At 69.9% G+C, this 21,488-nt stretch carries 21 protein-coding genes; 10 read left to right on the top strand and 11 right to left on the bottom strand.

The genetic code is table 11. The features are described from left to right. The first annotated feature begins 59 nt into the window (after nucleotides 1-59). The 4 genes from ACIQD6_RS27190 (at nucleotide 60) to ACIQD6_RS27175 (ending at nucleotide 2,624) form a co-directional block, all read left to right on the top strand. Nucleotides 60-917 (top strand): carbon-nitrogen hydrolase family protein, encoded by an 858-nt coding sequence (locus ACIQD6_RS27190; RefSeq protein WP_401887003.1) that lies wholly within the window; start codon nucleotides 60-62, stop codon nucleotides 915-917. A 65-nt stretch (nucleotides 918-982) separates the two neighbouring features. Then, entirely contained in the window at nucleotides 983-1,810 is an 828-nt protein-coding gene (locus ACIQD6_RS27185; protein ID WP_401887001.1) for a M24 family metallopeptidase, read from the top strand. Then, a complete protein-coding gene (locus ACIQD6_RS27180) occupies nucleotides 1,738-2,130 on the top strand; it encodes a M24 family metallopeptidase (RefSeq protein WP_401886999.1) in 393 nt (130 codons plus the stop codon). The genes ACIQD6_RS27185 and ACIQD6_RS27180 overlap by 73 nt, the downstream gene beginning before the upstream one ends. A gap of 17 nt (nucleotides 2,131-2,147) precedes the next feature. Continuing rightward, nucleotides 2,148-2,624, top strand: a complete 477-nt coding sequence (locus ACIQD6_RS27175; RefSeq protein ID WP_401886996.1) for a RidA family protein — start codon at nucleotides 2,148-2,150, stop codon at nucleotides 2,622-2,624. 47 nt (nucleotides 2,625-2,671) lie between these two features. On the opposite strand, the gene ACIQD6_RS27170 is transcribed toward ACIQD6_RS27175, so the two are convergent. Both ACIQD6_RS27170 and ACIQD6_RS27165 read right to left on the bottom strand, forming a co-directional pair. After that, the gene (locus ACIQD6_RS27170; RefSeq protein WP_401886993.1) at nucleotides 2,672-3,361 is read right to left on the bottom strand and encodes a two-component system response regulator; all 690 of its coding nucleotides are present in this window, start codon (nucleotides 3,359-3,361) and stop codon (nucleotides 2,672-2,674) included. After that, nucleotides 3,358-7,635: a HAMP domain-containing protein gene (locus ACIQD6_RS27165; protein WP_401886990.1), complete on the bottom strand. Its 4,278-nt coding sequence runs from the start codon at nucleotides 7,633-7,635 to the stop codon at nucleotides 3,358-3,360. Before ACIQD6_RS27165 ends, ACIQD6_RS27170 begins: the two co-directional genes overlap by 4 nt. A gap of 95 nt (nucleotides 7,636-7,730) precedes the next feature. On the opposite strand from ACIQD6_RS27165, the gene ACIQD6_RS27160 reads away from it, so the two are divergent. Then, nucleotides 7,731-9,749, top strand: a complete 2,019-nt coding sequence (locus tag ACIQD6_RS27160; protein WP_401886987.1) for a SpoIIE family protein phosphatase — start codon at nucleotides 7,731-7,733, stop codon at nucleotides 9,747-9,749. 506 nt (nucleotides 9,750-10,255) lie between these two features. Continuing rightward, on the top strand, nucleotides 10,256-11,989 hold the full coding sequence (locus ACIQD6_RS27155; RefSeq protein WP_401886984.1) for a GAF domain-containing protein: 1,734 nt from the start codon (nucleotides 10,256-10,258) through the stop codon (nucleotides 11,987-11,989). A 63-nt stretch (nucleotides 11,990-12,052) separates the two neighbouring features. Here the strand turns inward: ACIQD6_RS27155 and ACIQD6_RS27150 are convergent, their stop codons facing one another. Continuing rightward, on the bottom strand, nucleotides 12,053-12,808 hold the full coding sequence (locus ACIQD6_RS27150) for a response regulator (RefSeq protein WP_401886982.1): 756 nt from the start codon (nucleotides 12,806-12,808) through the stop codon (nucleotides 12,053-12,055). 289 nt (nucleotides 12,809-13,097) lie between these two features. Here ACIQD6_RS27150 and ACIQD6_RS27145 point away from each other — a divergent pair, with 289 nt between their 5' ends. Beyond that, nucleotides 13,098-13,571: a pyridoxamine 5'-phosphate oxidase family protein gene (locus tag ACIQD6_RS27145; protein WP_401886979.1), complete on the top strand. Its 474-nt coding sequence runs from the start codon at nucleotides 13,098-13,100 to the stop codon at nucleotides 13,569-13,571. Nucleotides 13,572-13,739: 168 nt separating this feature from the next. Here the strand turns inward: ACIQD6_RS27145 and ACIQD6_RS27140 are convergent, their stop codons facing one another. From ACIQD6_RS27140 to ACIQD6_RS27130, 3 genes are all read right to left on the bottom strand, one after another. Next, nucleotides 13,740-14,129 carry a roadblock/LC7 domain-containing protein gene (locus ACIQD6_RS27140; RefSeq protein ID WP_401886976.1) on the bottom strand — a complete coding sequence of 130 codons (390 nt, stop codon included), beginning with the start codon at nucleotides 14,127-14,129 and terminating at the stop codon, nucleotides 13,740-13,742. Between the two features lie 74 nt (nucleotides 14,130-14,203). Continuing rightward, nucleotides 14,204-15,100: a hypothetical protein gene (locus ACIQD6_RS27135; protein WP_401886974.1), complete on the bottom strand. Its 897-nt coding sequence runs from the start codon at nucleotides 15,098-15,100 to the stop codon at nucleotides 14,204-14,206. Continuing rightward, nucleotides 15,097-15,456, bottom strand: a complete 360-nt coding sequence (locus ACIQD6_RS27130; protein ID WP_401886971.1) for a hypothetical protein — start codon at nucleotides 15,454-15,456, stop codon at nucleotides 15,097-15,099. Before ACIQD6_RS27130 ends, ACIQD6_RS27135 begins: the two co-directional genes overlap by 4 nt. 145 nt (nucleotides 15,457-15,601) lie before the next feature. Here ACIQD6_RS27130 and ACIQD6_RS27125 point away from each other — a divergent pair, with 145 nt between their 5' ends. Then, the gene (locus ACIQD6_RS27125; RefSeq protein WP_401886969.1) at nucleotides 15,602-15,967 is read left to right on the top strand and encodes a hypothetical protein; all 366 of its coding nucleotides are present in this window, start codon (nucleotides 15,602-15,604) and stop codon (nucleotides 15,965-15,967) included. A 114-nt stretch (nucleotides 15,968-16,081) separates the two neighbouring features. Here the strand turns inward: ACIQD6_RS27125 and ACIQD6_RS27120 are convergent, their stop codons facing one another. Beyond that, nucleotides 16,082-16,423, bottom strand: coding sequence for a hypothetical protein (locus ACIQD6_RS27120; RefSeq protein WP_401886966.1), 342 nt, complete (start codon nucleotides 16,421-16,423; stop codon nucleotides 16,082-16,084). A gap of 65 nt (nucleotides 16,424-16,488) precedes the next feature. Next, on the bottom strand, nucleotides 16,489-18,192 hold the full coding sequence (gene ctaD, locus ACIQD6_RS27115; protein WP_401886964.1) for a cytochrome c oxidase subunit I: 1,704 nt from the start codon (nucleotides 18,190-18,192) through the stop codon (nucleotides 16,489-16,491). A gap of 517 nt (nucleotides 18,193-18,709) precedes the next feature. On the opposite strand from ctaD, the gene ACIQD6_RS27110 reads away from it, so the two are divergent. After that, nucleotides 18,710-18,931: a hypothetical protein gene (locus tag ACIQD6_RS27110; protein ID WP_401886961.1), complete on the top strand. Its 222-nt coding sequence runs from the start codon at nucleotides 18,710-18,712 to the stop codon at nucleotides 18,929-18,931. A 41-nt stretch (nucleotides 18,932-18,972) separates the two neighbouring features. After that, the gene (locus ACIQD6_RS27105) at nucleotides 18,973-20,226 is read left to right on the top strand and encodes an SPFH domain-containing protein (RefSeq protein WP_401886959.1); all 1,254 of its coding nucleotides are present in this window, start codon (nucleotides 18,973-18,975) and stop codon (nucleotides 20,224-20,226) included. 46 nt (nucleotides 20,227-20,272) lie between these two features. Here ACIQD6_RS27105 and ACIQD6_RS27100 read toward each other — a convergent pair whose 3' ends face one another. The 3 genes from ACIQD6_RS27100 to ACIQD6_RS27090 form a co-directional block, all read right to left on the bottom strand. Next, on the bottom strand, nucleotides 20,273-20,635 hold the full coding sequence (locus tag ACIQD6_RS27100) for an ArsR/SmtB family transcription factor (protein WP_401887508.1): 363 nt from the start codon (nucleotides 20,633-20,635) through the stop codon (nucleotides 20,273-20,275). Between the two features lie 89 nt (nucleotides 20,636-20,724). Then, nucleotides 20,725-21,198: an SRPBCC family protein gene (locus tag ACIQD6_RS27095; protein ID WP_401886956.1), complete on the bottom strand. Its 474-nt coding sequence runs from the start codon at nucleotides 21,196-21,198 to the stop codon at nucleotides 20,725-20,727. A gap of 96 nt (nucleotides 21,199-21,294) precedes the next feature. After that, a complete protein-coding gene (locus tag ACIQD6_RS27090) occupies nucleotides 21,295-21,453 on the bottom strand; it encodes a hypothetical protein (protein WP_401886953.1) in 159 nt (52 codons plus the stop codon). Nucleotides 21,454-21,488: the final 35 nt, after the last annotated feature.

Raw genomic sequence — 21,488 nt, 5'->3', positions numbered from 1 at the left:
TCCGGAAGGGATGGCGGTCGCTCCGGAAGGGTGACTCGCCGCGAAGGAGAGGACCCGGCATGGGGCTGACCATCGCTCTCGGCCAGGCGCCGAGCGTCCCCGGCGATCTCGCCGCCAATCTCGGCCTGGCGACCCGACTCGTGGACGAGGCGGCACGGCGCGGGGCGCGCGTACTGGCCCTGCCCGAGCTGTTCTCCTGCGGATACGATCCCGGGTCGATCCGCACCGACCCTGACGGATGGTCCCTGACCGCGCCGCCGGCCGGTACCGCCCCGCCCCGTGGCTCCCCCCTGGCGCCCCTCGCCGCGGCGGCGGCCGAGGCGGGCGTGTGGGTGCTGCTCGGATCAGCCGTCGCCACCGCGGGACGGCCGCACAACGCCGTACTCGTCATCGACCCGTACGGCAGAGCACGCGGCCACTACGGCAAGACGCACCTGTGGCAGGAGGAGCGCGACGTCTTCGCTCCGGGCACCGGGCTTGTCATGATCGAGGACGGCGGGGTCACCCTGGGGATCGGAATCTGTTACGACGCCGGTTTCCCGGAACTGACCCGCGCCTACGCGCTGGCCGGTGCCCACGCGGTCCTCTTCTGCTCCGCCTTCGCCACCGGCCCCACCGAGTACCGCTACGGGGTGTACCACCCGGCACGGGCGGTGGAGAACACGGTCACCACGCTGGTCGTCAACGCGGTCGGCGACATCGCGGGGGAGCACTACTTCGGCCGCAGCGGAGCCTGGAACCCGGAAGGGCGGCCGCTGGCCAACTGCCCGGACGACGTGAGCGACCTGTGCGTCGTGAACGTCTCGCCCGCCGAGACCGCCGCCGTACGACGCGGGCTCCCGTACCTCACCGATCTGCGTACCGATCTGCTCGGCCACGCCGTGACGCCCTCGCTCACCCTGATCGGCCCAACGTGAGCGCCGGCGCTCCGAGCGCCGCAGCGTGATCACCACACCGACCCTCAACACCTCAGGAGCACTCCATGACTCCCGTCTTTCCCGCGGCCGAGTACGACCGGCGGCTGGCCGCACTGCGCGCCACGCTCAAGGACAAGGATCTGGACGCCGTCGTCGTGCACACCCCGGAGAACGTCTGTTACCTCTCCGGCCACGCCACCCCCGGCTACTACACGTACCAGTGCCTGATCGTCACCGCCGACGGCGAAGCGGCCCTGCTCATGCGCGAGACCGAGACCGTCAACGCCGCCGAGACCACGTACTTCGAGCGGATCACGGGCTATCCGGACAGCTCCGACCCGGTCCTCGCCACCGCGAACCTGCTGGCCGAAGTGGCGCCGGGCGCACGGGCGGTCGGGGTGGAAGCGCGCTCCTGGTTTCTGCCGCCCGAGCCCTTCCTGCGGCTGGGTGCCCTCCTGGACGCGGCGGGCACGCGGGTGACGCACATCGACGACGCGCTGGCCCAGGCCAGGCTCGTCAAGTCACCGCTGGAGATCGAGCAGATCAGGGCCGCCGCCCGGAGCACCAACGCGGGCATGGCCGCGGCGGCGGCCGCCGCCGTTCCCGGGGTCTCGGAGCGCACCGTCGCCGCCGCGGCCTTCGGCGGGCTCATCGCCTCCGGCTCGGAGTACTTCGGCATGGAGCCGTTCGTCGCCTCCGGTCCGCGCGCCGGCACCATCCACGCGAGCTGGACCGACCGGGTCATCGGCGAGAACGAGCCCGTACTGCTGGAGATGTCGGCGACCACCGGACGGTACAACGCGCCTCTCATGCACACCGTTTGGACCGGCCCGCTGACCGGCGAACCCGCGGCCATGGCCGCGCCTGCGCGGCGGCCAGGGACGCGGCCCTGACGGAGGTCCGCCCCGGCGGCTCCCCGGCGGCCGCGCACGCCGCCTGCAAGGCCGCCATCGCGGACGCGGGACTGGCACACACGTATCGCAAGCGCAGCGGTTACTCGGTCGGCATCGCCTTCGCGCCGGACTGGGGCGAAGGGCACCTGCTCTCCCTGGGGGAGAACGAGCGGCGCCTCTTCGCCCCCGGCATGGTGGTCCACGTGGTGCCCACACTGCGCGTCAGGGACACCGCCGGGATCGGCTTCTCCTCGACCGTGCTGATCACCGAGACCGGGTACGAGGTCCTCACCTCCTGCGACGCGGGGCCTCAGCTGTGAGCGGGACGGAGCGGGCCGTGCCGGCGCCACCCGCACCGGTCCCGGACGCGTGTGTCCCCGACGCCCCTGTTCCGGCCGGGGACTACGCCGCCGCCCGGATCGTGGGTGGCCTGATCTTCACCGCCGGTATGACCCCACGCTCGGGCGGCGGCGTCATCACCGCGGGGATCCTCGGGGCCGGTCTGGCCGTCGAGGACGCCGCTCCGCTGGCCGCGCTCGCGGCCGAGCGGGCCGTCGAGGCGGGGCGGGCGGTGGCGCGAACGGCCGGCCGGCGGCTCGATTCGGCGGTGTCGATGACGGTTCACATCGCCGCCACACCCCGGTTCACCGAGCACAGCGGGGTCGCCGACGGCGCGAGCGCCCGCATACGTACCCTGCTGGCCGGACCGCCCCCGGCGCGTACCAGCGTCGGTGTGGCCGGCCTGCCCTCCGGGGCGGCGGTGGAAGTGACCCTGGTGCTGTCCACCGTGGAACAGGGTTCCGCCGCCGCGTAGTTACGGCTCAAGCCTCATGCCTTGCGGTACGGGCCTCGCGCCTCGGCTCACGTCGGCCCCAACTCCCCGCCCCGGCTCCCCCGCAGGCCCTCGACGCCGCGTCCCAGGTCGGCGAGGCGGTCGGCGAGTCCGGCCGCCTCGGCGTCCCCCGCCTCGCGCAGCAGCAACTCGGCCTGGGTGAGCCGTCCGACGATCTCCGCCAGCCGCTCCTCGTACCCGCCCGGCGCGTCCGCGGTCCGTCTCCCCGGTCCGCTGCCGACGCCTTCGGGGGAGCCCGCCGGTCCTCTTTCGGCGGCCAGCTGTCTGCCCAACGTCTCTTTCTGGGCGGCGAGTTGACTGTTCTTGCGGTGCAACTCCAGGAATACGTTCACCTTGGTGCGCAGCAGCCAGGGGTCGATGGGTTTGGTCAGGAAGTCGGCGGCGCCGATCGTGTATCCCCGGTACGCGTAGTCCGCGTCGGCATCGGCGCCCGTCAGCAGGATGATGGGAACGTCCTTGGTCTGGTCGAGACGCTTGATGTTCGCGGCGGTCTCGAAGCCGTCCATGCCCGGCATCAGGACATCGAGCAGCACCACCGCGAATTCCTGCCGCAGCATCGCCTTCAGCGCCTCTTCGCCGGAGTGGGCCCGTACGAGCGTCCGGCCGAGCGGTCCCAGGACGGCCTCCAGCGCGACCAGGTTCTCCTCCATGTCGTCGACGATCAGGATGCCGGCCTTGTCGGAGGTGCCGGCGCTCATGATTCCCGCCTCGGCGAGTCGGCGTCCCCGTCGCCGTCCCCGTTCCCTTCGCCGTCCCCGCCGTCCGTGACCGGTTCTGCCGTCCCGGCCCCGTTCCGCCGTTCCAGCAGGTCGCAGACGGCCGACAGCAGCCGGTCGACGTCCACGGGCTTGGGCACGTAGTCGTCGGCGCCGCTGTCGATCGCCTTCTCACGGTCACCCGGCATGGCCTTCGCGGTGAGCGCGATGATCGGCAGGCCGGCGAGGCGTGCCGTGCCACGGATGGCCCGGATCGTTTCGTACCCGTCCATCTCCGGCATCATGACGTCCATCAGGACCAGGGACACATCGGGGTTACGGTGCAGCGCCTCCAGCCCCTCGCGGCCGTTCTCCGCGTACGTCACGGTCACGCCGACCCGGCCCAGTACATGGGTGAGTGCGAAGACGTTCCGGATGTCGTCGTCGACGATCATGATGCGCCGCCCGGTCAGCACCCGGCCGGAGCGACCGCTCAGCCACTCCTTGAGCCGGGTCGTCTCCGGCCAGGAGGTGTCCTCGCTGTCGGTGTCCCCGGAGGCTCGCGCGCCGATCAGGCTGTCCGTACCGCCGAACGCACCGCTCGGCGCGTGGTCGGTGGCGTCCGGCACCGACTCGGCCCGCGAGGGGAGCGCGGGGGGCACGGAGGAGGCCGTGGCCCGGGGCGCGGACGCGTCGGGCGCGGGGCGTACGCCGGAGGAGACCGAGGGAACGTAGAGCGTGAAGCGGGAGCCCACGCCGGGCTCGCTCTCGGCGACGATGCGGCCGCCGAGCATCCCGGCGATCTCCCGGCTGATGGACAGGCCGAGCCCGGTCCCGCCGTACTTGCGGCTGGTGGTGCCGTCGGACTGCTGGAACGCCTCGAAGATGACGGGGAGTTTCTCCGGCGGGATGCCGATTCCGGTGTCCTTCACGGAGAACGCGATGACGGCGTCGGCGCCGCGCAGCGTCTCCTCGTCGAACTCCGCCCCCGGCACACGCTCGACGAGGAGCTCCGCCCCGCCCGTCGAGGTGAACTTCAGCGCGTTGGACAGCAGGTTGCGCAGGATCTGCTGGAGGCGCTGTTCGTCGGAGAACATTTCGCGGGGTACGTCCTCGCCGACGGTGATCTCGAAGGTCAGTCCCCGGTCGGTGGCGAGCGGCCGGAAGGTGGCGTTCACGTAGTCCAGGAGTTTCACGAGCGGCAGCCGCTGCGGGCGGAGGTCCATCCGGCCCGCCTCGATCTTCGACAGGTCGAGGATGTCGTTGATCAGCTGAAGGAGGTCGGAGCCGGAGCGGTGGATGGTCGCCGCGAACTGCTCCTCCTTGTCGGAGAGCCTGCCGTCGGGGTTGTCGGCGAGCAGCCGGGCCAGGATCAGGAGGGAGTTGAGCGGGGTGCGCAGTTCGTGCGACATATTGGCCAGGAATTCGGACTTGTACTGCGACGCGGTCGCCAGAAGCGCGGCCTTCTCCTCCAACTCGGCGTTGGTGCGCTGGAGTTCGTTCGAGCGCTGGCGCAGTTCGGTGGTGAGGCGCTGCGATTCGGACAGCAGTGATTCGGTGCGGGCGTTCGTGATGATGGTGTTGATCGAGACGCCGATGGTGTTGACGAACTGGTCGATGAAGGCCAGATGGACCTCGCTGAACCGGCTGAAGGAGGCCAGTTCGATCACCCCGAGCACCTGGTCCTCGTAGAGGACGGGGAGGATGACGACGCTCGCCGGGAGCGCCGCCCCGAGGCCGGAGTTGATGGTGATGTAGTCCGGCGGGGCGTCGGTGATGAGGATGGGCTTCTTCTCCAGCGCGGCCTGCGCGACCAGGCCGCGGCCCGCGGCCCCGGCCGTCGGCAGCGGGTCCTGGTTCCGGCCGGTGCCGTATCCGGCGATGAGCTCCAGGCCTTCGCCCGACTTCGCGCCGGCCTGGGTGAGGAAGAACGCCCCGAACTGTGCGTTGACCAGGGGAGTGAGCTCGCTCAGGATCAGGTCGGCGACCTCGACCAGGTCGCGGTGGCCCTGCATGAGGCCGGCGATGCGGGTGAGATTCGATTCCAGCCAGTCCTTCGCGCGGGTGGTCTCGCGCAGATTGGCAACCATGAGGTTGACGTTGTCCTTCAGCTCGGCCACCTCGCCCTGTGCCTCGACCGAGATGGACGCGGACATGTCGCCCTGCGCGACGGCGGACGCGACCTCGGCGATCGCCCGGACCTGGGTGGTCAGATTCGAGGCGAGTTCGTTGACGTTGGTGGTCAGGCGCTTCCAGGTGCCGTAGACCGCCTCCACCCGGGCCTGGCCGCCCAGCCGGCCCTCGCTGCCGACCTCGCGGGCGACGCGGGTCACCTCGGAGGAGAACGACGACAGGGTGTCGACCATGGTGTTGATGGTGGTCTTCAGCTCCAGGATCTCCCCGCGCGCGTCCACATCGATCTTCTTCGACAGGTCGCCCTGGGCCACGGCGGTGGCGACCTGGGCGATGTTGCGGACCTGTGAAGTCAGGTTGGAGGCCATGAAGTTGACGTTGTCCGTCAGTTCCTTCCACACCCCGGACACCCCGCGTACCTGGGCCCGGCCGCCCAACTGGCCCTCGGTGCCGACCTCGCGTGCCACGCGGGTGACCTCGTCGGCGAACGCCCGCAGCTGCTGGACCATCGTATTGACGGTGTCCTTCAGCTCCAGTATCTCGCCCCGGGCATCGACCGTGATCTTCTTCGACAGGTCGCCGTCGGCCACCGCCGTGGTCACCTGGGCGATGTTGCGGACCTGCGAGGTCAGGTTCAGCGCCATGAAGTTGACGTTGTCGGTGAGGTCTTTCCATACCCCGGACACGCCGCGTACCTGGGCCTGGCCGCCCAGATTCCCCTCGGTGCCGACTTCGCGTGCCACGCGGGTGACCTCGTCGGCGAAGGACGACAGCCGGTTCACCATGGTGTTGATCGTCGACTTCACCTCAAGGATCTCGCCCTTGGCCTCCACCGTGATCGTCTTGCTCAGATCCCCCTCCGCCACGGCGGTGGCGACCTGGGCGATGTTGCGGACCTGGGTGGTGAGGTTGTCCGCCATGAAGTTGACGTTGTCGGTGAGGTCTTTCCATACGCCGGAGACTCCGCGTACCTGGGCCCGGCCGCCGAGGCGGCCTTCGGTGCCGACTTCGCGGGCGACGCGGGTGACCTCGTCGGCGAACGCCGACAGCTGGTCGACCATGGTGTTGACGGTGTTCTTCAACAGCAGGATCTCTCCCCGCGCGTTGACGGTGATCTTCTGCGACAGGTCACCGTTGGCCACCGCCGTGGTCACCTGGGCGATGTTGCGGACCTGCGAGGTCAGGTTCGACGCCATGAAGTTGACGTTGTCGGTGAGGTCCTTCCATACGCCGGAGACCCCGCGTACCTGGGCCCGGCCGCCCAGCTCTCCTTCGGTGCCGACTTCGCGGGCGACGCGGGTGACCTCGTCGGCGAACGCCGACAGCTGGTCGACCATCGTGTTCACGGTCAGCTTCAGCTCCAGCAGCTCGCCGGTGGCCTCGACCGTCACCTGCTGGGTGAGATCGCCGCGCGCCACCGCCGTGGTCACCACGGCGATGTCCCGCACCTGAGCCGTCAGCCGCGAAGCCATCGTATTGACAGCCTCTGTCACATCCCGCCAGTCCCCGGACAGCCCCTGTACCTTCGCCCGCCCGCCGAGACGGCCCTCGGTGCCGACCTCACGGGCGACCCGTGTCAGCTCGCCGGTGAACTGCGAGAGCTGGTCCACCATCCGGTTCACACCGCTCCCCAGCCGCCGCAGCTCCCCACGGAGCTGACGATTGCCGTCGTGCATGTCCACCCGCTGCGTGAGATCTCCCGCCGCGACCGCGTCCAGTACGCGCGTCGCGTTCGCGACCGGTCCCACCAGCGCGTCCACCAGCTGGTTCATCGCGTCCACGTTCGTCGCCCAGGTGCCCTGGCCGGGGCTCGCCGCGATCCGCTCGTCCAGCCTGCCCTGCCGCATCACCTCCCGGCGGACCCGTTGCAGCTCCGATCCCAGATGCGCGTTACGTGTGACCAGCTGGTTGTAGACGCTCGCCATCTCGCCGACCACGCCCTCACCCGTACCGTCCACACGCACGGTGAAGTCACCGTCGCGCATCGCGTTCATCGCCGCCAGCAGTGGTCGCAGCTCCGTGGCGCGTATCCATTCGCCCCCCGGGGCGGAGTCGGGCCGGCCGGAGTCGTCGGCGGATTCCGTGGAGCGACGGGATGGACGGGCGGGCGGTGTGGCATCGGGCGCGGCCGGGTCGGGTGCCATGATGCCCCCCTTCTCGGCGATCAACCGGTATGCCTATTTCTGTCATAATATGGCAGCCAGTGAGTCTCATCATCCGAAGAGCCCAGGAGCCGCACGTGCGGTCTTCGTCCTCGCTCACGCGTGAATCGGTCTCGCGGGTGGCCCTGCCCGGAAACGAGCGTGCGCCCGCCGCGGCCCGCGAACTGGTGCGCGCGGCGTTCGCCGAGCGGGCCGAGGCCGCGGTCGCCGGGGGCCCGGGTGTCGATGACCGGATGCTCGACGACGCCATGCTCCTCACCAGCGAACTGGTCACCAACGCGGTCCTGCACGCCGGTACCGGAATCGAGGTCGTCTGCCGTCTTGAGGCCGGGGACAGCCCCGCCGACCCATTCGACGCGGGCGGTCCGGAAGGGCCGGACGGTCCGGACGAGCCGGTCCGGGGAAGTGTTGTCATCGAAGTGGTGGACCTCAACCCCACCGGCGTCGTGGACGGCGGGCGGAACGCCGGACGCCGTGGCCGGGGTCTCCAACTGGTCGCCGCCCTCGCCGAATCCTGGGGCGTCACCTATCACCACACCAGGAAAGCGGTGTGGTTCCGCCTGGACGGCACGGATCCCGGTACGGCAGCCGGGGCACGGGACGCCTTGGCGGGCGGCACGGAAGGCGGTCCAGAGACGAACGGCGGTCCGGAGACGGACGGCGGTCCGGAGACGGACGGCGGTCCGGAGACGGACGGCCTCTCTCGTGGCGCGCTCCGGCCCGATCCCGGCTTCGCCGAGCCCCTCACTCCCGCGCAGCCCCTCACCTCCGCGCAGTCCCGCATCCCCGCCGACTCCCTCGTCCACGCGTCGCCGGGGGTCCGGCACGACCGGAGCACCGAGTGGGCCGCCCGCGGCGGGCCCTCCTTCCTCGCCGAGGCCAGCGAACTCCTCTCGGGGCAGCTCGACGAGCAGATGGTCGCCGCCCTCGCGGGACAGCTCCTGGTGCCCCGGCTCGCCGACTGGTGCGCGGTGTGGCTGAGCACCGAGGACGGCGGGCTGCGGCTCTCCCGCGTCTGGCACACCGACGAGCGCCTCATCGGCGCGCTCCGCGCGGTCCTGGAGATCGACCCCCCGCCCGCCGGAACCGGCGTCTCGGGCCTTCCCTGGCCCTGGCCGGACATAGCGGACCCGCAAGGCGTGGGCGGCTCCGCCCTGGCCTTTCCCCTTGTCGCCGGCGGCCGCGGTTACGGCGTGCTGCTCCTCGGCCGGGCCGGTGTCTCGCGGATGACGGAGGGCGTCGTACGGCTCGTGGGGGACGTCGCGCGACGGGTGGCGCAGGCTGTCGCCACCGCCCGGCAGTACACCCAGCAGGCCACGATCAGCCGGGCACTCCAGCGCCGCCAGCTCCCCGCGTCCCTCGCCCGTATCCCGGGTGTCGACACGGCGATCGTCTACGAGCCGCACGGCGAGGGGCAGACCGTCGGCGGTGACTTCTACGACCTGTTCCCGATGGGGGGAAGCCGTTGGTGCTTCCTGCTCGGCGATGTGTGCGGCAGCGACCCCGAGGCGATGTCCGTGACCGGGCTGGCCCGGCATCTGGTCCGGCTGCTGGCCCGCGAGGGCCACGGCGTCGAGTCGGTACTCGGCAGGCTGAACCTCGCCCTGGCGGAGGAGAGCGCCGAGGCCGTGGCACTCGGCGGCGAGCAGGCCCGGCCGCGCTTCCTGAGCCTGCTCTACGGTGAGCTGGAACCCGACCCGGCCGCGGGCTGCGTGCACTGCACACTCGCCAGCGCCGGACACCCCCTGCCCCTGCGGCTGTCCGCCAACGGCGCGGTGGCACCCGCGGCCGACCCTCAGCTGCTGCTCGGCATCGACGAGGAGACCGAGTTCCACGCCGACACCATCGACCTGGCCCCCGGTGAGACGCTGCTGTGCGTCACGGACGGTGTGACCGAACGCCGCGACGGCGACCGGCAGTTGGACGACGACGACGGCCTCGCCGAGATCCTGCGCGGCTGCGTGGGCCTGGGCGCCAAGGCCGTCGCGGAACGAGTGCGCCGCGCCGCCCACGACTTCAGCGCCGATTCGGTCGACGACGACCTCGCCGTGCTCGTGCTCGAGGCGGCGCCGTTGCCGGAGCCCCGTCGAGTCTGACGGGGACACACGGCCTGCTGCCACGACTGCTCGGTTCCGTTCCGCTCAGGGCCGGCCCGGTGCTCGCCTCGACGACCACGGCGGCGGCACACATGGGGGCGCGAACAGGTTGTCAGCCGGAGCCGAACGCCCCTTGTGCGCAAGGACATTGGTCACCGGAACGATCAGTGTGCCGGGAAGAGCTGGTGAATGCGGGGGACATGGTTCAGCTCTTCCCGGCTGAACCATGATCACTGAGCGGCCGACCGTGTACATAGGGCCGAACAGCCCCATCCCGGGCCGACCGGCCCTACCTGCCCACCGCGCCCCGTCGTCGACCGGCCGCTCCACCGACCGGCCTCGCGGGTGCGGGCGGCGAACAGGAGGCAGAGGGGACGGCAGGTGGACGGAAGCGGTGGGCAGGTGGACGGCGGGCGGGGCCGGACGCTGTCGTAGGCTGCTGCGCGAAGGCCGGATCCTGTTCGACAGTTGCCGGTGAGCGAACACAACACACCCGGGAGCGGGAAATGGCCGAGACGCCGCACACATCACCGGCGTTGTGGCCCCAGCCCAGTCAGCCGGACCGGATGCACAGCCTTCTGGACGCCGTGATGAGCCTGGGCCACGGCCTCGAACTGCCCGAGGTGCTGCGGGGGATCGTCCAGGCCGCGGTCGCCCTCACCGACGCGGAGTACGGGGCGCTGGGAGTCGTCGGCGACGACCGGAAACTCTCGGAGTTCCTGCCCGTGGGCATCTCCGCCCAACTCACGGCGGAGATCGGCCAGACGCCCTGCGGACGGGGCATCCTCGGCGAGCTGATCCACAACCCGGAGCCGCTGCGTCTGACCGATCTCAGCCGGCATCCGCGCAGCTACGGCTTTCCCGCGCACCACCCCCCGATGCGTACGTTCCTCGGAGTGCCGGTCCGGGTGCGCGACGAGGTCTTCGGCAACCTGTATCTCACCGAGAAGCGCGGCGGTACGGGCTTCGACGCGGACGACGAGGCCGTGCTGACCACCCTGTCCATCGCCGCCGGTGTCGCCATCGACAACGCCCGTATGTACGACGAGAGCCGGCGCCGTGAGCGTCGGCTCGAAGCGCTGGGCGAGATCACCCGCACCCTGCTCTCCGGCACGGAGGCCGGGCAGGTGCTGCATCTGATCGCCGAACGGGCGATGGAGGTCGCGGACGCCGACTGCGCCGCCGTGATGCTCCCCTCGGTGGCCGACGGCGAGCACCGGCTGACCGTAGAGGTGGCCCACGGCCACGGCGCGGCCCGGGTCCGCGGGCTGTCCGTCCCCGCGACGGGCTCGCTGGCCGGGCTCGCGGCCCGTACCGGCATGCCGGTGGACAGTTCCGACCTCCGGTCCGACCCCCGCGCCCACCCGTTCGGCGACGGTACGGAGGACAGCCTCGGGCCCGTCGTCGCGGTGCCCCTCCAGATCGAGACCGGCGCTCTGGGGGCTTTACGATTAGGCCGCTTGACGGGGCGTCAGCCCTTCGACGAGACCGAGGTGGCACTGGTCTCGGGCTTCGCCGACCAGGCCGCGATCGCTCTCGAACTCGCCCAGCGGCGCGCCGAGTCGGAGGAACTGGCGGTCCTTCAGGACCGTGACCGTATCGCCCGTGACCTCCACGACCTGGCGATCCAGCGGCTGTTCGCCACCGGTATGACCTTGCAGAGCACCACGCCGTTCATCGCGGACCGGCCCCACGCGGCCGAACGCGTGAGCCGGGCCGTGGACGACCTGGACACCACCATTCGCATCATCCGGTCCACGATCTTCGACCTGAGGACCGGCGACCATTCGGGCCGGTCCGGCCTGCGTCGCCGTATGGCGGAGACCGTACAGACCGCCGCCCGTGCGCTCGGATTCAGGCCGGCGCTGCTGATCGACGGCCCGGTGGACACCAACATCCCGGACGAACTGGCCAAGCAGGTCCTGGCGGTCACCGCCGAAGCCCTTTCCAATGCCTCCCGGCACGCGCGGGCCGGCCGGATCGAAGTCGCCCTGACCGTCGGCGACACGGTGAACCTCACCGTCACGGACGACGGTGTGGGCATGAGCCCGGCCGGCCGTACGGACGCCGGTAACGGGGCCCGGAGCCATACCGGAGGCCTGGCGAACATGCGCACCAGAGCGCGACTGCACAACGGCACACTGGCCGTCGAGGCGCCCGAGGAGGGCGGCACGCGCATCGTGTGGCAGGTGCCGCTGCCCGGCTGCGCCGTCGAGCGCCGGGCGCCGGACGGCACGTAACAGGCGCACGTCAGAGGGGAATTGACGCAGAGTCGGGAATGAGCCGCAAGGCCGGCAGTGAATCTAACCGCCGCAGTGCTCCCCGTGCTCTCTCCGGTCCCGGACACGTCCCGCGATCATCGCCGCCTGGATGCGGCGGCCGACCCCCAGCTTGGACAGGATCGAGGAGATCCGGTTCTTGACGGTCTTCTCGGCCAGGAACAGCCGGTCGGCGATCTCACGGTTGGTCATGCCTTCGCCGATGAGCTCCACGATCTGACGCTCCCTCGGTGAGAGCCGGTCCAGTTCGGACCCTGCCGAGGGGGGCGCCTCGGGTTTCCCGGCCGACGGTGCGTCCCGCGGACCGCGTAACCGGGCCATCACCCGTGATGTCGTCCGGGGGTCGAGCATCGAGGTGCCCGCCGCCACCGTACGTACCGCGGCCACCAGATCCGCGCCGTTGATCTGCTTCAGCACATAGCCCGCCGCGCCCGCCATGATCGCGTCGAACAGCGCCTCGTCGTCATCGAACGACGTCAGCATCAGACAGGCCAACTCCGGCATCCGGGCCCTCAGTTCACGACACACCTCGATGCCCGCGTGGTCGCCGCCCCGGTCGTCACCGAGCCGTACGTCCAGCACCGCCACCCGCGGGCGCGTGGCGGGCACCCGGGCCAGCGCCTCCCGGGCGTCCGCCGCCTCGCCGACGACTTCGATGCCGTCCTGCGCGTCCAGCAGATCGCGTACCCCGCGGCGCACCACCTCGTGGTCGTCGAGGATGAAGACGCGCACAGGAGAGGGAGAGGCGGGGGAAGTGGTGGGCGAGGAGGACTCAGTCACACGATGCTCGTTCGGTCGGCGGGAAGGTCGGGGAGGTCGAGAAATTCAACAAGGTCCAACAAGGTCCGACGAGGTCCAACAAGGTTCAATGAGGCCGGAGGGACGACGGACAGCGCTCCGTCTCCGCAAGCCCAGTATGTCGGCTCCACGAGCCCCGGCCGATAGGGCCGTTCGGCCTCAGGGCCGAACGGCCCTGGCGCGGCCGGAACCGATCGCGTTCTACTCAAGTCGTCGGTCCTGCCCGACGCCGCGCGGCAGGAGCATCCGCTTGAAGGGACGACGCAGACGCATGACAAAGGCATGCCACCCAGCCCCGCGGGCAGCCGCGGCAGGCCCGCGGCGAACCGTCGAGCTGGACAGCGCACAGGCGTTGGCGCTCCTCAGCCGCGCCTCACTGGGCCGGATCGTCTTCACCCAGCGCGCCCTGCCCGCCGTCCGGCCCGTGAACCATCTGGTGGACGACGGCGACATCATCATCCGTACCCACGACAGCTCCGCCCTGATCACCCAGGCCGGGCGGCACGGCAGCCAGGGGGTCGTCGTCGCCTACCAGGCGGACGACATCGATCCGTTCAGCCATCTCGGGTGGAGCGTCGTGGCCACGGGCTACTGCCGTCAGGTCACCGACCCGTGTGATCTGCTCCGCTACGAGCGGCTGCTGCATCCCTGGTCGGACCGGCCGATGGACTGCGCCGTACGGATCCGTCCCCATCTGGTCACCGGCATCAGGCTCGTCGACGCACCGCCCGACCCTCCGCACTGACCGGCGGGGCGGAGCGGGGAACACGGCGAACACCGTGGAACCAATGTGTCCACGACATGGCTGTGGGGCGCGTCGCTCACACACGCGCCCCACCGCACGACCACGTCCGGTGGCCGGCCTCCGGCCGATCCGGAAAACACGTATCCCCTCAAGGGGAGACGTCTCCCTTCAAGAGGACACGTCTCCCGAGAGGAGAGCGACAAGCTCCTCCACGATCGCCGGAGTCTCGCGCTGGAGCGCGGCGACGTCGAGTCCCTCGTCGCCCAGGACGGACAGCAACGCCCGTTCCCCCACGGCCAGAACGACGATCTGGCCGCCCCCGCAGCGGATGACCACATCGCGGAGGGAGCCCGCGTCGGCCTGCTGCGCCATGCGCGTACCGAGCCCGAGTGTCGCCGCCGCGAGGGCCGATATGGCTTCCGGCTGGACAGCGTCCGCGTCGGCGGCCACCAGGAGGCCGTCGCCTGTAGACAGGACGCTCTCCGACACTCCCATCACCCGCTCCCGCAGCGAGGCCAGAACATCGACGAGAGAAGTGACGGACGAGTTTGCGTGCATGGGTGTTCGCTCCTTGGTGGTGATCCGGCCGTAGTCCTGCCGTGGGGTGTCGTACGGCGTCCCGAGCTCCCCGGTCAGGGTCCGGAGCCGTCCGTGAGCCCCGATGGTCTCGGCCCGTCGGGCGTCCGTGTCCCGCCGTACGCACGTTGCTCGGGATGTCCGCGAGGGACGCGTCGTGGCAGTGAGCCGGCGGGCGTCCGGGCCACGGCCCCCGCTTCGACGACGCGCGGGGCGGTGCTCGGCCTGTCGGCCGGGGGCGGCTCCTCCCACTGGATCAGCTGGAGGTCGTTCATACGGATCAGATCCACCATGACGGCGAACAGCCCACGCCCCAGGGTGAACGCGAGATCGCGCGGTGTACGGCGGGCGTTGGCGACGGCGAGGACGGCTTGGTAACGCCGCGTCAGCCGGCCGGCCACACGGTCGGCCCGTGACGAGGGCCGCATCCTCGCGCGGGCCAGTTCGGCGGGTGACCCCCACCGCTGGGACACCAGGGCCAGGCGGCGCGTCGTCTCTTCCGCGACGGTCTGCGGTGCGATGCCGTGCCGGGTCAGTACGGTCGGTGCGGGCCCGCCCACCTCCCAGCCGTCGGGCCGGGCCAGCGCCATCGCGAACGCGCCCTCGAACACGGTCGCGGCGCAGAGGACTTCCAACTCGGCGGCGCCGACCCGGCTCTGGCGGACCAGCGTCGCGCCGAGATCGTCCACCTGCCGTGCCGCGGTCAGGGCGGCCGCCCAGTGCTCGTCGCTGATACGCGCCGATTTCAGCAGTGCGGACTCGACCGACGGCGTCCCCGGGGTCTCGATCGCGCCGATCAGGCCGTCCCTCAGGTGAATCGTTCCGCCAGGCACCCCGGAGACCAGCACGGTGCCGCTGTAATTCTCCTGATGCAGGCGCAGCAGCTGGGCGGGGAGGTTGCGCGGGGAAGAACCGGCTTGCGCCGGACTCGGGGGCAGGGGACCGCCGTTCATGCCAGCACGCCTTCCGCGTGGTCGTTCAGCTGACGCATCACCAGCGCGAGATTGGTTCCGTCGCGGTCCAGTGTGGTGACCAGGAGCAGGGGGTCACCGGCACGCGGCACGGTCCGTACCACGTGGTAGCGACGCGTACTCGCCACGATCACGCTCTCCAGTTCGCTCCCGGCCCCCGCCTGGCCCACGTGATTCGTGATCACCGCTGCCAGCTCGGCGGTCTCCACGCCGTCTCCGACTTCGAGTGCGTCTCCGACCACGCAGTACGTGAGTCCGGTGACCGCGTCCACGAGCGCCGCTCCGGTGACTCCGGGAGTCTGCAGAAGCGAGGAAAGGGACGCCTCGATCGCTGACACGTGTACCCCTTCATTTCAAGACAGATTACACAGTAGCCTAGTCTGTAACTTGCGCATTAGTGACCGAACTTGGCGTCCTTTGTCCTCTGGCTCTTCGTTGCCAGGGTAGGTGACTGCCTTCAGCTTTCAGGAACAGGACCACACGATGAACCTAGAGACCGCTCTCAAAGAGGCAATGAGCATAGAAGGCGCCCTCGGTGTGGCGGTGGTCGATTACGAGAGTGGTATGTCGCTCGGGACCCTGGGCGGGGGACAGGGCCTCGATCTGGAGGTCGCGGCGGCGGGGAACACCGAGATCGTGCGCGCGAAGGTACGCACACTCGCCACCCTGGACATGGATGACGCCATCGAGGACATCCTGATCACGCTCGGCAAGCAGTACCACCTGATCCGTCCGCTGATGTCCAGCCACGGCTCGCTGTTCCTCTACCTCGCGCTCGACCGCGGCCGCGCGAACCTGGCGTTGGCCCGCCACAACCTCAAGAAGGTCGAAGCCGTGCTGGAGGTCTGAGCGCCCTCGACACCGACGTCGGCCCGGTGCGTCGCGGGCGACCGGCGCGCGGCCCCTGAGCGGCCGCCGCCGGCCCGCGACCGCCACCGGCCACCCTCGTACCGCCCCCCGGTGTCAGCGCGCGAGCAGGGCGACCGCGGTACAGGTGCCGCTCGCCGCGCCGACAGTTACCACGGCCGCCGTCACACAACGCGCCCTGAGCTGCCGGTAGCGCTCGGTGTATTCGCAGCGCAGCTCGGTGACGCGGTCCGAGATCCGGATGAGCATGGCCCGGGACGCGGCGGCCCGGTCGGTCGCGTACACGCGTTCCACGTCCTCACGCTGGGCGGTCGTGAGCCACGGCAACTGCTCGGTGAACCGGGCCGCCTGGCGCCGGATGTCCTCCATCTCCGCGCTCCACAACAGATAGCCCTCGATCTGGAACAGACCGCGGGCGCTGTCCTCCTCGGGGTTCACAGGCTTCTCCTCGCTCCGGGACCAGAACGCCTCGGGACGGCTGTCCCGAGACGGATCGGACCGGTTCACTTGGCGGCGGCGGGATTGTTCTGGGCCTCGTCGAGCGACCGGATGACCGGATGGTGCAGATCGAATGCCGGGGACTCGGACCGGATCCGGGGCAGCGTGATGAAGTTGTGCCTCGGCGGCGGGCAGGACGTCGCCCATTCCAGCGAACGGCCGTACCCCCACGGGTCGTCGACCTCGACCCTCTTGCCGTACTTCGCGGTCTTCCAGACGTTGTAGAAGAACGGCAGCATCGACAGTCCGAGCACGAACGAACTGATGGTGGAGACGGTGTTGAGCGCGGTGAATCCGTCGGTGGCGAGATAGTCCGAGTAACGGCGCGGCATTCCTTCGGCACCCAGCCAGTGCTGCACCAGGAAGGTGCCGTGGAAGCCGATGAACAGCGTCCAGAAAGTCATCTTCCCGAGCCGCTCGTCCAGCATCTTGCCGGTGAACTTCGGCCACCAGAAGTGGAATCCGGCGAACATCGCGAACACGACCGTGCCGAAGACGACGTAATGGAAGTGCGCGACGACGAAGTACGAGTCGGAGACGTGGAAGTCCATCGGCGGCGAGGCCAGGATGACGCCCGTCAGACCGCCGAAGAGGAACGTGACGAGGAAGCCGATCGTCCACAGCATGGGTGTCTCGAAGGACAGCGACCCCCGCCACATGGTGCCGATCCAGTTGAAGAACTTCACCCCGGTCGGGACCGCGATCAGGAACGTCATGAACGAGAAGAACGGCAGCAACACGCCACCGGTCACGAACATATGGTGCGCCCACACCGTCACCGACAGCCCCGCGATCGCGATGGTCGCCCCGACGAGCCCCACATAGCCGAAGATCGGCTTTCGGCTGAAAGCGGGGATCACCTCGGTGACGATGCCGAAGAACGGCAAGGCGATGATGTACACCTCCGGGTGGCCGAAGAACCAGAAGAGGTGCTGCCACAGCAGTGCGCCACCGTTGGCCGCGTCGAAGACGTGCGCGCCGAACTTGCGGTCCGCCTCCAGGGCGAGCAGCGCGGCGGCCAGCACCGGGAAGGCGAAGATGACCAGCACGGCGGTCAGCAGCACGTTCCAGGTGAAGATCGGCATCCGGAACATCGTCATACCGGGCGCGCGCATACAGACGATGGTGGTGATGAAGTTGACCGAGCCGAGGATCGTGCCGAAACCGGAGAACGCCAGACCCATGATCCACAGATCACCGCCGACCCCCGGCGAGCGGACCGAGTCCGTCAGAGGGGAGTACGCGAACCAACCGAAGTTGGCCGCTCCTTCGGGCGTCAGCAGGCCGCTCACCACGATCAGCGAACCGAAGAGGTAGAGCCAGTACGCGAACATGTTCAGCCGGGGGAACGCCACATCCGGCGCGCCGATCTGCAACGGCATGATCCAGTTCGTGAACCCGATGAAGAGCGGCGTCGCGAACATCAGCAGCATGATCGTGCCGTGCAGGGTGAACGCCTGGTTGAACTGCTCGCTCGACATGATCTGCAGGCCCGGTCGGGCCAGCTCGGCACGCATGAAGAGCGCCATCAGACCGCCCACCATGAAGAACGCGAACGATGTGGTGAGGTACATCGTGCCGATCGTCTTGTGGTCGGTGGTGGTCAGCCACCTCACGACGACATTGCCCGCCTGCTTACGCCGTACCGGCAGCTCGTTCTCGTAGCTGTCGTCTGCCTCGGCCGACTCTTCCGTGCCCGTCGTGGTCACTGCAACGCTCCTCCGGATAAACGGTCGCGGGTGAACTCGGCAGCAGCATGGCGGCGCTTTCACCGGGGCGGTGCAACCTCCCGGCCTCCGGCGCGTCGCCCGGGGCGGCGGCGGATCCCGTCGGAGGCCCTCTGACGGCAGGCCCGGCGGCGAATCCGGCCACCGGGACGGTGCCCGCGCGCGGCAACCGCCAGGACGTCATTTTCACCCGATAGGGCGGACGGCCTGCCTGCCCGCCTGCCCGCCGCCCGTCCCGGCCGCGGTCCTGTACGCCCGGCCGGATCCTCGCCGCTCGTCATGCCTTCCTGACACCGTGCGGAGTACTGTGAAGTCATCGAGGGTATGTCGCCGTCGGCCGATTCGCCGGGGGCGTCCTCGATGGTGGACGAGGTCGGAGGCGCGGCCCTCCAGAAGGCGTGGTCACCCATGATCGCGACTGGCGAACCGATCGTACGGACGTCTGCGTCCGCCCGGCCCTGGAGCGTCGCCACGAGGGAAACGGGCGGAGCAACGACGTATGTCCGCGGCAGATGAGTCCTCGCAGAGCCCGGTCGGAGCGATCGGCAGGGTCACCGTTCCGATCCCGGCCGACGGGCCCGGCGAGGTTCTGGTGTCCGTACGGGGCGGATCCGAGGCGTACGCGGCCTGGGCGGGCCGTCCGATCGGCAGAAACCTTCGCGTGATCGTCGTCGAGTCGATCTCGGCGCGGTCGGTGATCGTGGAGCCCTTTCCTTCTTGAATCACCGAAGAGGCATGTAGTGAGTAGGACAGGAGTCCGTCATGCTGTTCTGGCATGTACCCGCGCCCAACGAGGCGATGCTCATATCCGGGTCCAAACGGCAGGCGCAGGACACGCAGTTCCGGATCGTCACCGGGCACGGCAGCTTTGTGATGCCGATCAAGCACAAGGTCCGCATGCTGTCCCTGGCGCTGCGTGAGGCGGAGATCGTCGAGGACTGCGTCACCCAGCAGGGAATCCGTCTCAACGTCCGTGCGGTGTCCGTGTTCAAGGTCGGCGACGACACGGTGTCGATCGCCAACGCGGCCCGCCGCTTCCTGGCGGAACAGGACCGTATGGAAGAGCTGGTGGGCCGGATCTTCGCCGGCCACCTCCGTTCCATCGTCGGCGGGTTGACCGTGGAGCAGATCATCCGCGAACGCGACCGGGTCGCCCAGGAGGTCAAGCAGGGCAGCCACAGCGAGATGGAGAAGCTCGGCATCGTGGTGGACGCCCTCCAGATCCAGGAGATCGAGGACGCCACCGGCTACATCAGCAATCTGGCCGCCCCGCACGCGGCCGCGGTCGCCAGCCAGGCGCGGATCGCCCAGGCCAAGGCGGACCAGGAAGCGACCGAGCGCGAGCAGCAGGCCTCCGCGCTCAAGGCGGAGTACGAACGCGACACCGCGATCAAGCGCGCCGGTTTCCACGCCGAGACGGAGCAGGTAAACGCCCGCGCCGCCCAGGCGGGACCGCTGGCCGAGGCGAGGGCATCCCGGGAAACGGTCGAGGAGCAGACGGAACTGGCGCAACGTCAGGCGCTCTTCGCCGCACAGCGGCTGGAGGCCGAGGTCAGGCGCCCGGCGGACGCCGAGGCGTACCGGCAGCGCACCCTGGCCGAAGCGGCCCGTGACCAGGCGAAGTTCGCGGCGGACGGCAACGCGTACGCCGAGCGCACCCTCGCCCAGGCCCAGGCCGACGCGAACACCGCGCGTGCCGCCTCGCTGAAGGACGGCAACCAGGAACTCATCGCGGCCAACCGCATCGTGGAGAACCTGCCGGCGCTCGCCGACGCGGCCGCCCGGGGCATGTCGGGTGCGAATCTGACCGTCCTGAACGGCACCGACGGCGTCAACGACATGGCGGCGGGTCTGGTGGGCCAGGGCATGGCGATCCTCAACTCGCTCAAGAGCGCGTCCCCCGGGGCCGCAGGCGCCAAGGAGACCACAAGCACCAGGCGGAACAACGAGGCCAAGGAGGCCGACACGACTCCGAGCGTGAACGGAAAGCCCACGCGCGCCACCGATTCGATGTGACGGCGCGGGTGTGACAACCGGGCCCCGGACAGGTCTCGTGGATCTTTCAGATCCCGCGGACCTGTCCGGGGCCCGGTTCGTCGGGGGAGCCGCCGGTGGAGTTCTGGGTGGCCTCGGCGAGGCGCTTGACGGCCGCGAGGCGGCTGTCCCAGTCGGCGGCGACCCGGTCCATCCACCGGGCGGTGGCCCCGAGTCCGGCGGGCCGCACCACGTACCGTGCCTCGCGGCCCTCCCTGCGGCCGGTGACCAGACCGGCCCGGTCCAGGACGGCGAGGTGTTTGACGATCGCCTGCCGGCTGACGGGCAGCTCCGCGGCCAGGACCGTGGCGGTCGCCTCACCGTGCGCGGCGAGGGCGTCCAGTATCCGGCGGCGGGTCGGATCCGCCAGCGCGGACAGGACCTCCGTCACGGCGTCCTGCCCGCTGTCGTGGCCGGGGCCGCGGCCTGTGTCCCGCCCGGCTTCCCCGTGGGCGCCGGTCTCCCGGCCGGTCTCCGCCGTCATGCGCCGAGCCGCTCCACGTACTCCCGGATGTTCCCGACCATGTCCGTCCAGCCCTTCGTGTGGCTCTCCTGCGAGGCGCTGTCCCGCTTGTCCTCGGGGATGACGATATCGGCGAAGCCGGTCTCGACCACACGCAGCCTGGTCCCCTCGCCCTCCGGGGTGAGGGTGAACTCCACGAGGGTGGAATTGCCCTCGGTGGCCGCCTCGCCGGGATACGCGCTCGCCCAGCGGTACGAGAAGTGGCGCGGCGGATCGACCGTCACGATCGTCGTGGGGAACTGGCCGTACGCGCCGTGGTCCAGGTGCATGATGCCGCCCGGACGCAGATCGACAGGGGCCGGTGTGCCCTGCCCGAACCACCGGCCGACGTGCTCCGGTTCCGTCAGCACCGCCCATACGCGTTCCACGGGCGCCGCGATGGTGATCTCCCGCTCGATACGGTCGGCGAAGCGGTCGTCGGATGTGGACATGAGAAGAACCTCCCGCTGCTCGAAACCTGACGTGCAACCCCATGGTTGCATCAATCCGGACTGTTGTGCAACTGATGAGTTGCACAATGGGGTGGTTCAGTTGCCGCGTGAGGTGATCATGCCGATCGTGACCAGTCCCAGGACCACCCACCCGAACCAGAGCCAGCCGTTGCTGCCGAGCACCGCCGTGTAGCCGGTCACCACGACCAGCGCGCCGACGGTCACCACACCCATGGTCTTCGTGGATCCGGACATGTAAGTCCTCCTCCGGGCAGGGCCGTGAAGCCCAT

It is taken from the genome of Streptomyces sp. NPDC088400, assembly GCF_044753355.1.
Classification (GTDB): Bacteria; Actinomycetota; Actinomycetes; order Streptomycetales; family Streptomycetaceae; genus Streptomyces.
The sequence above is the reverse complement of the archived record's forward strand: the minus strand, read 5'-3'. Positions and strand labels throughout refer to the sequence as shown.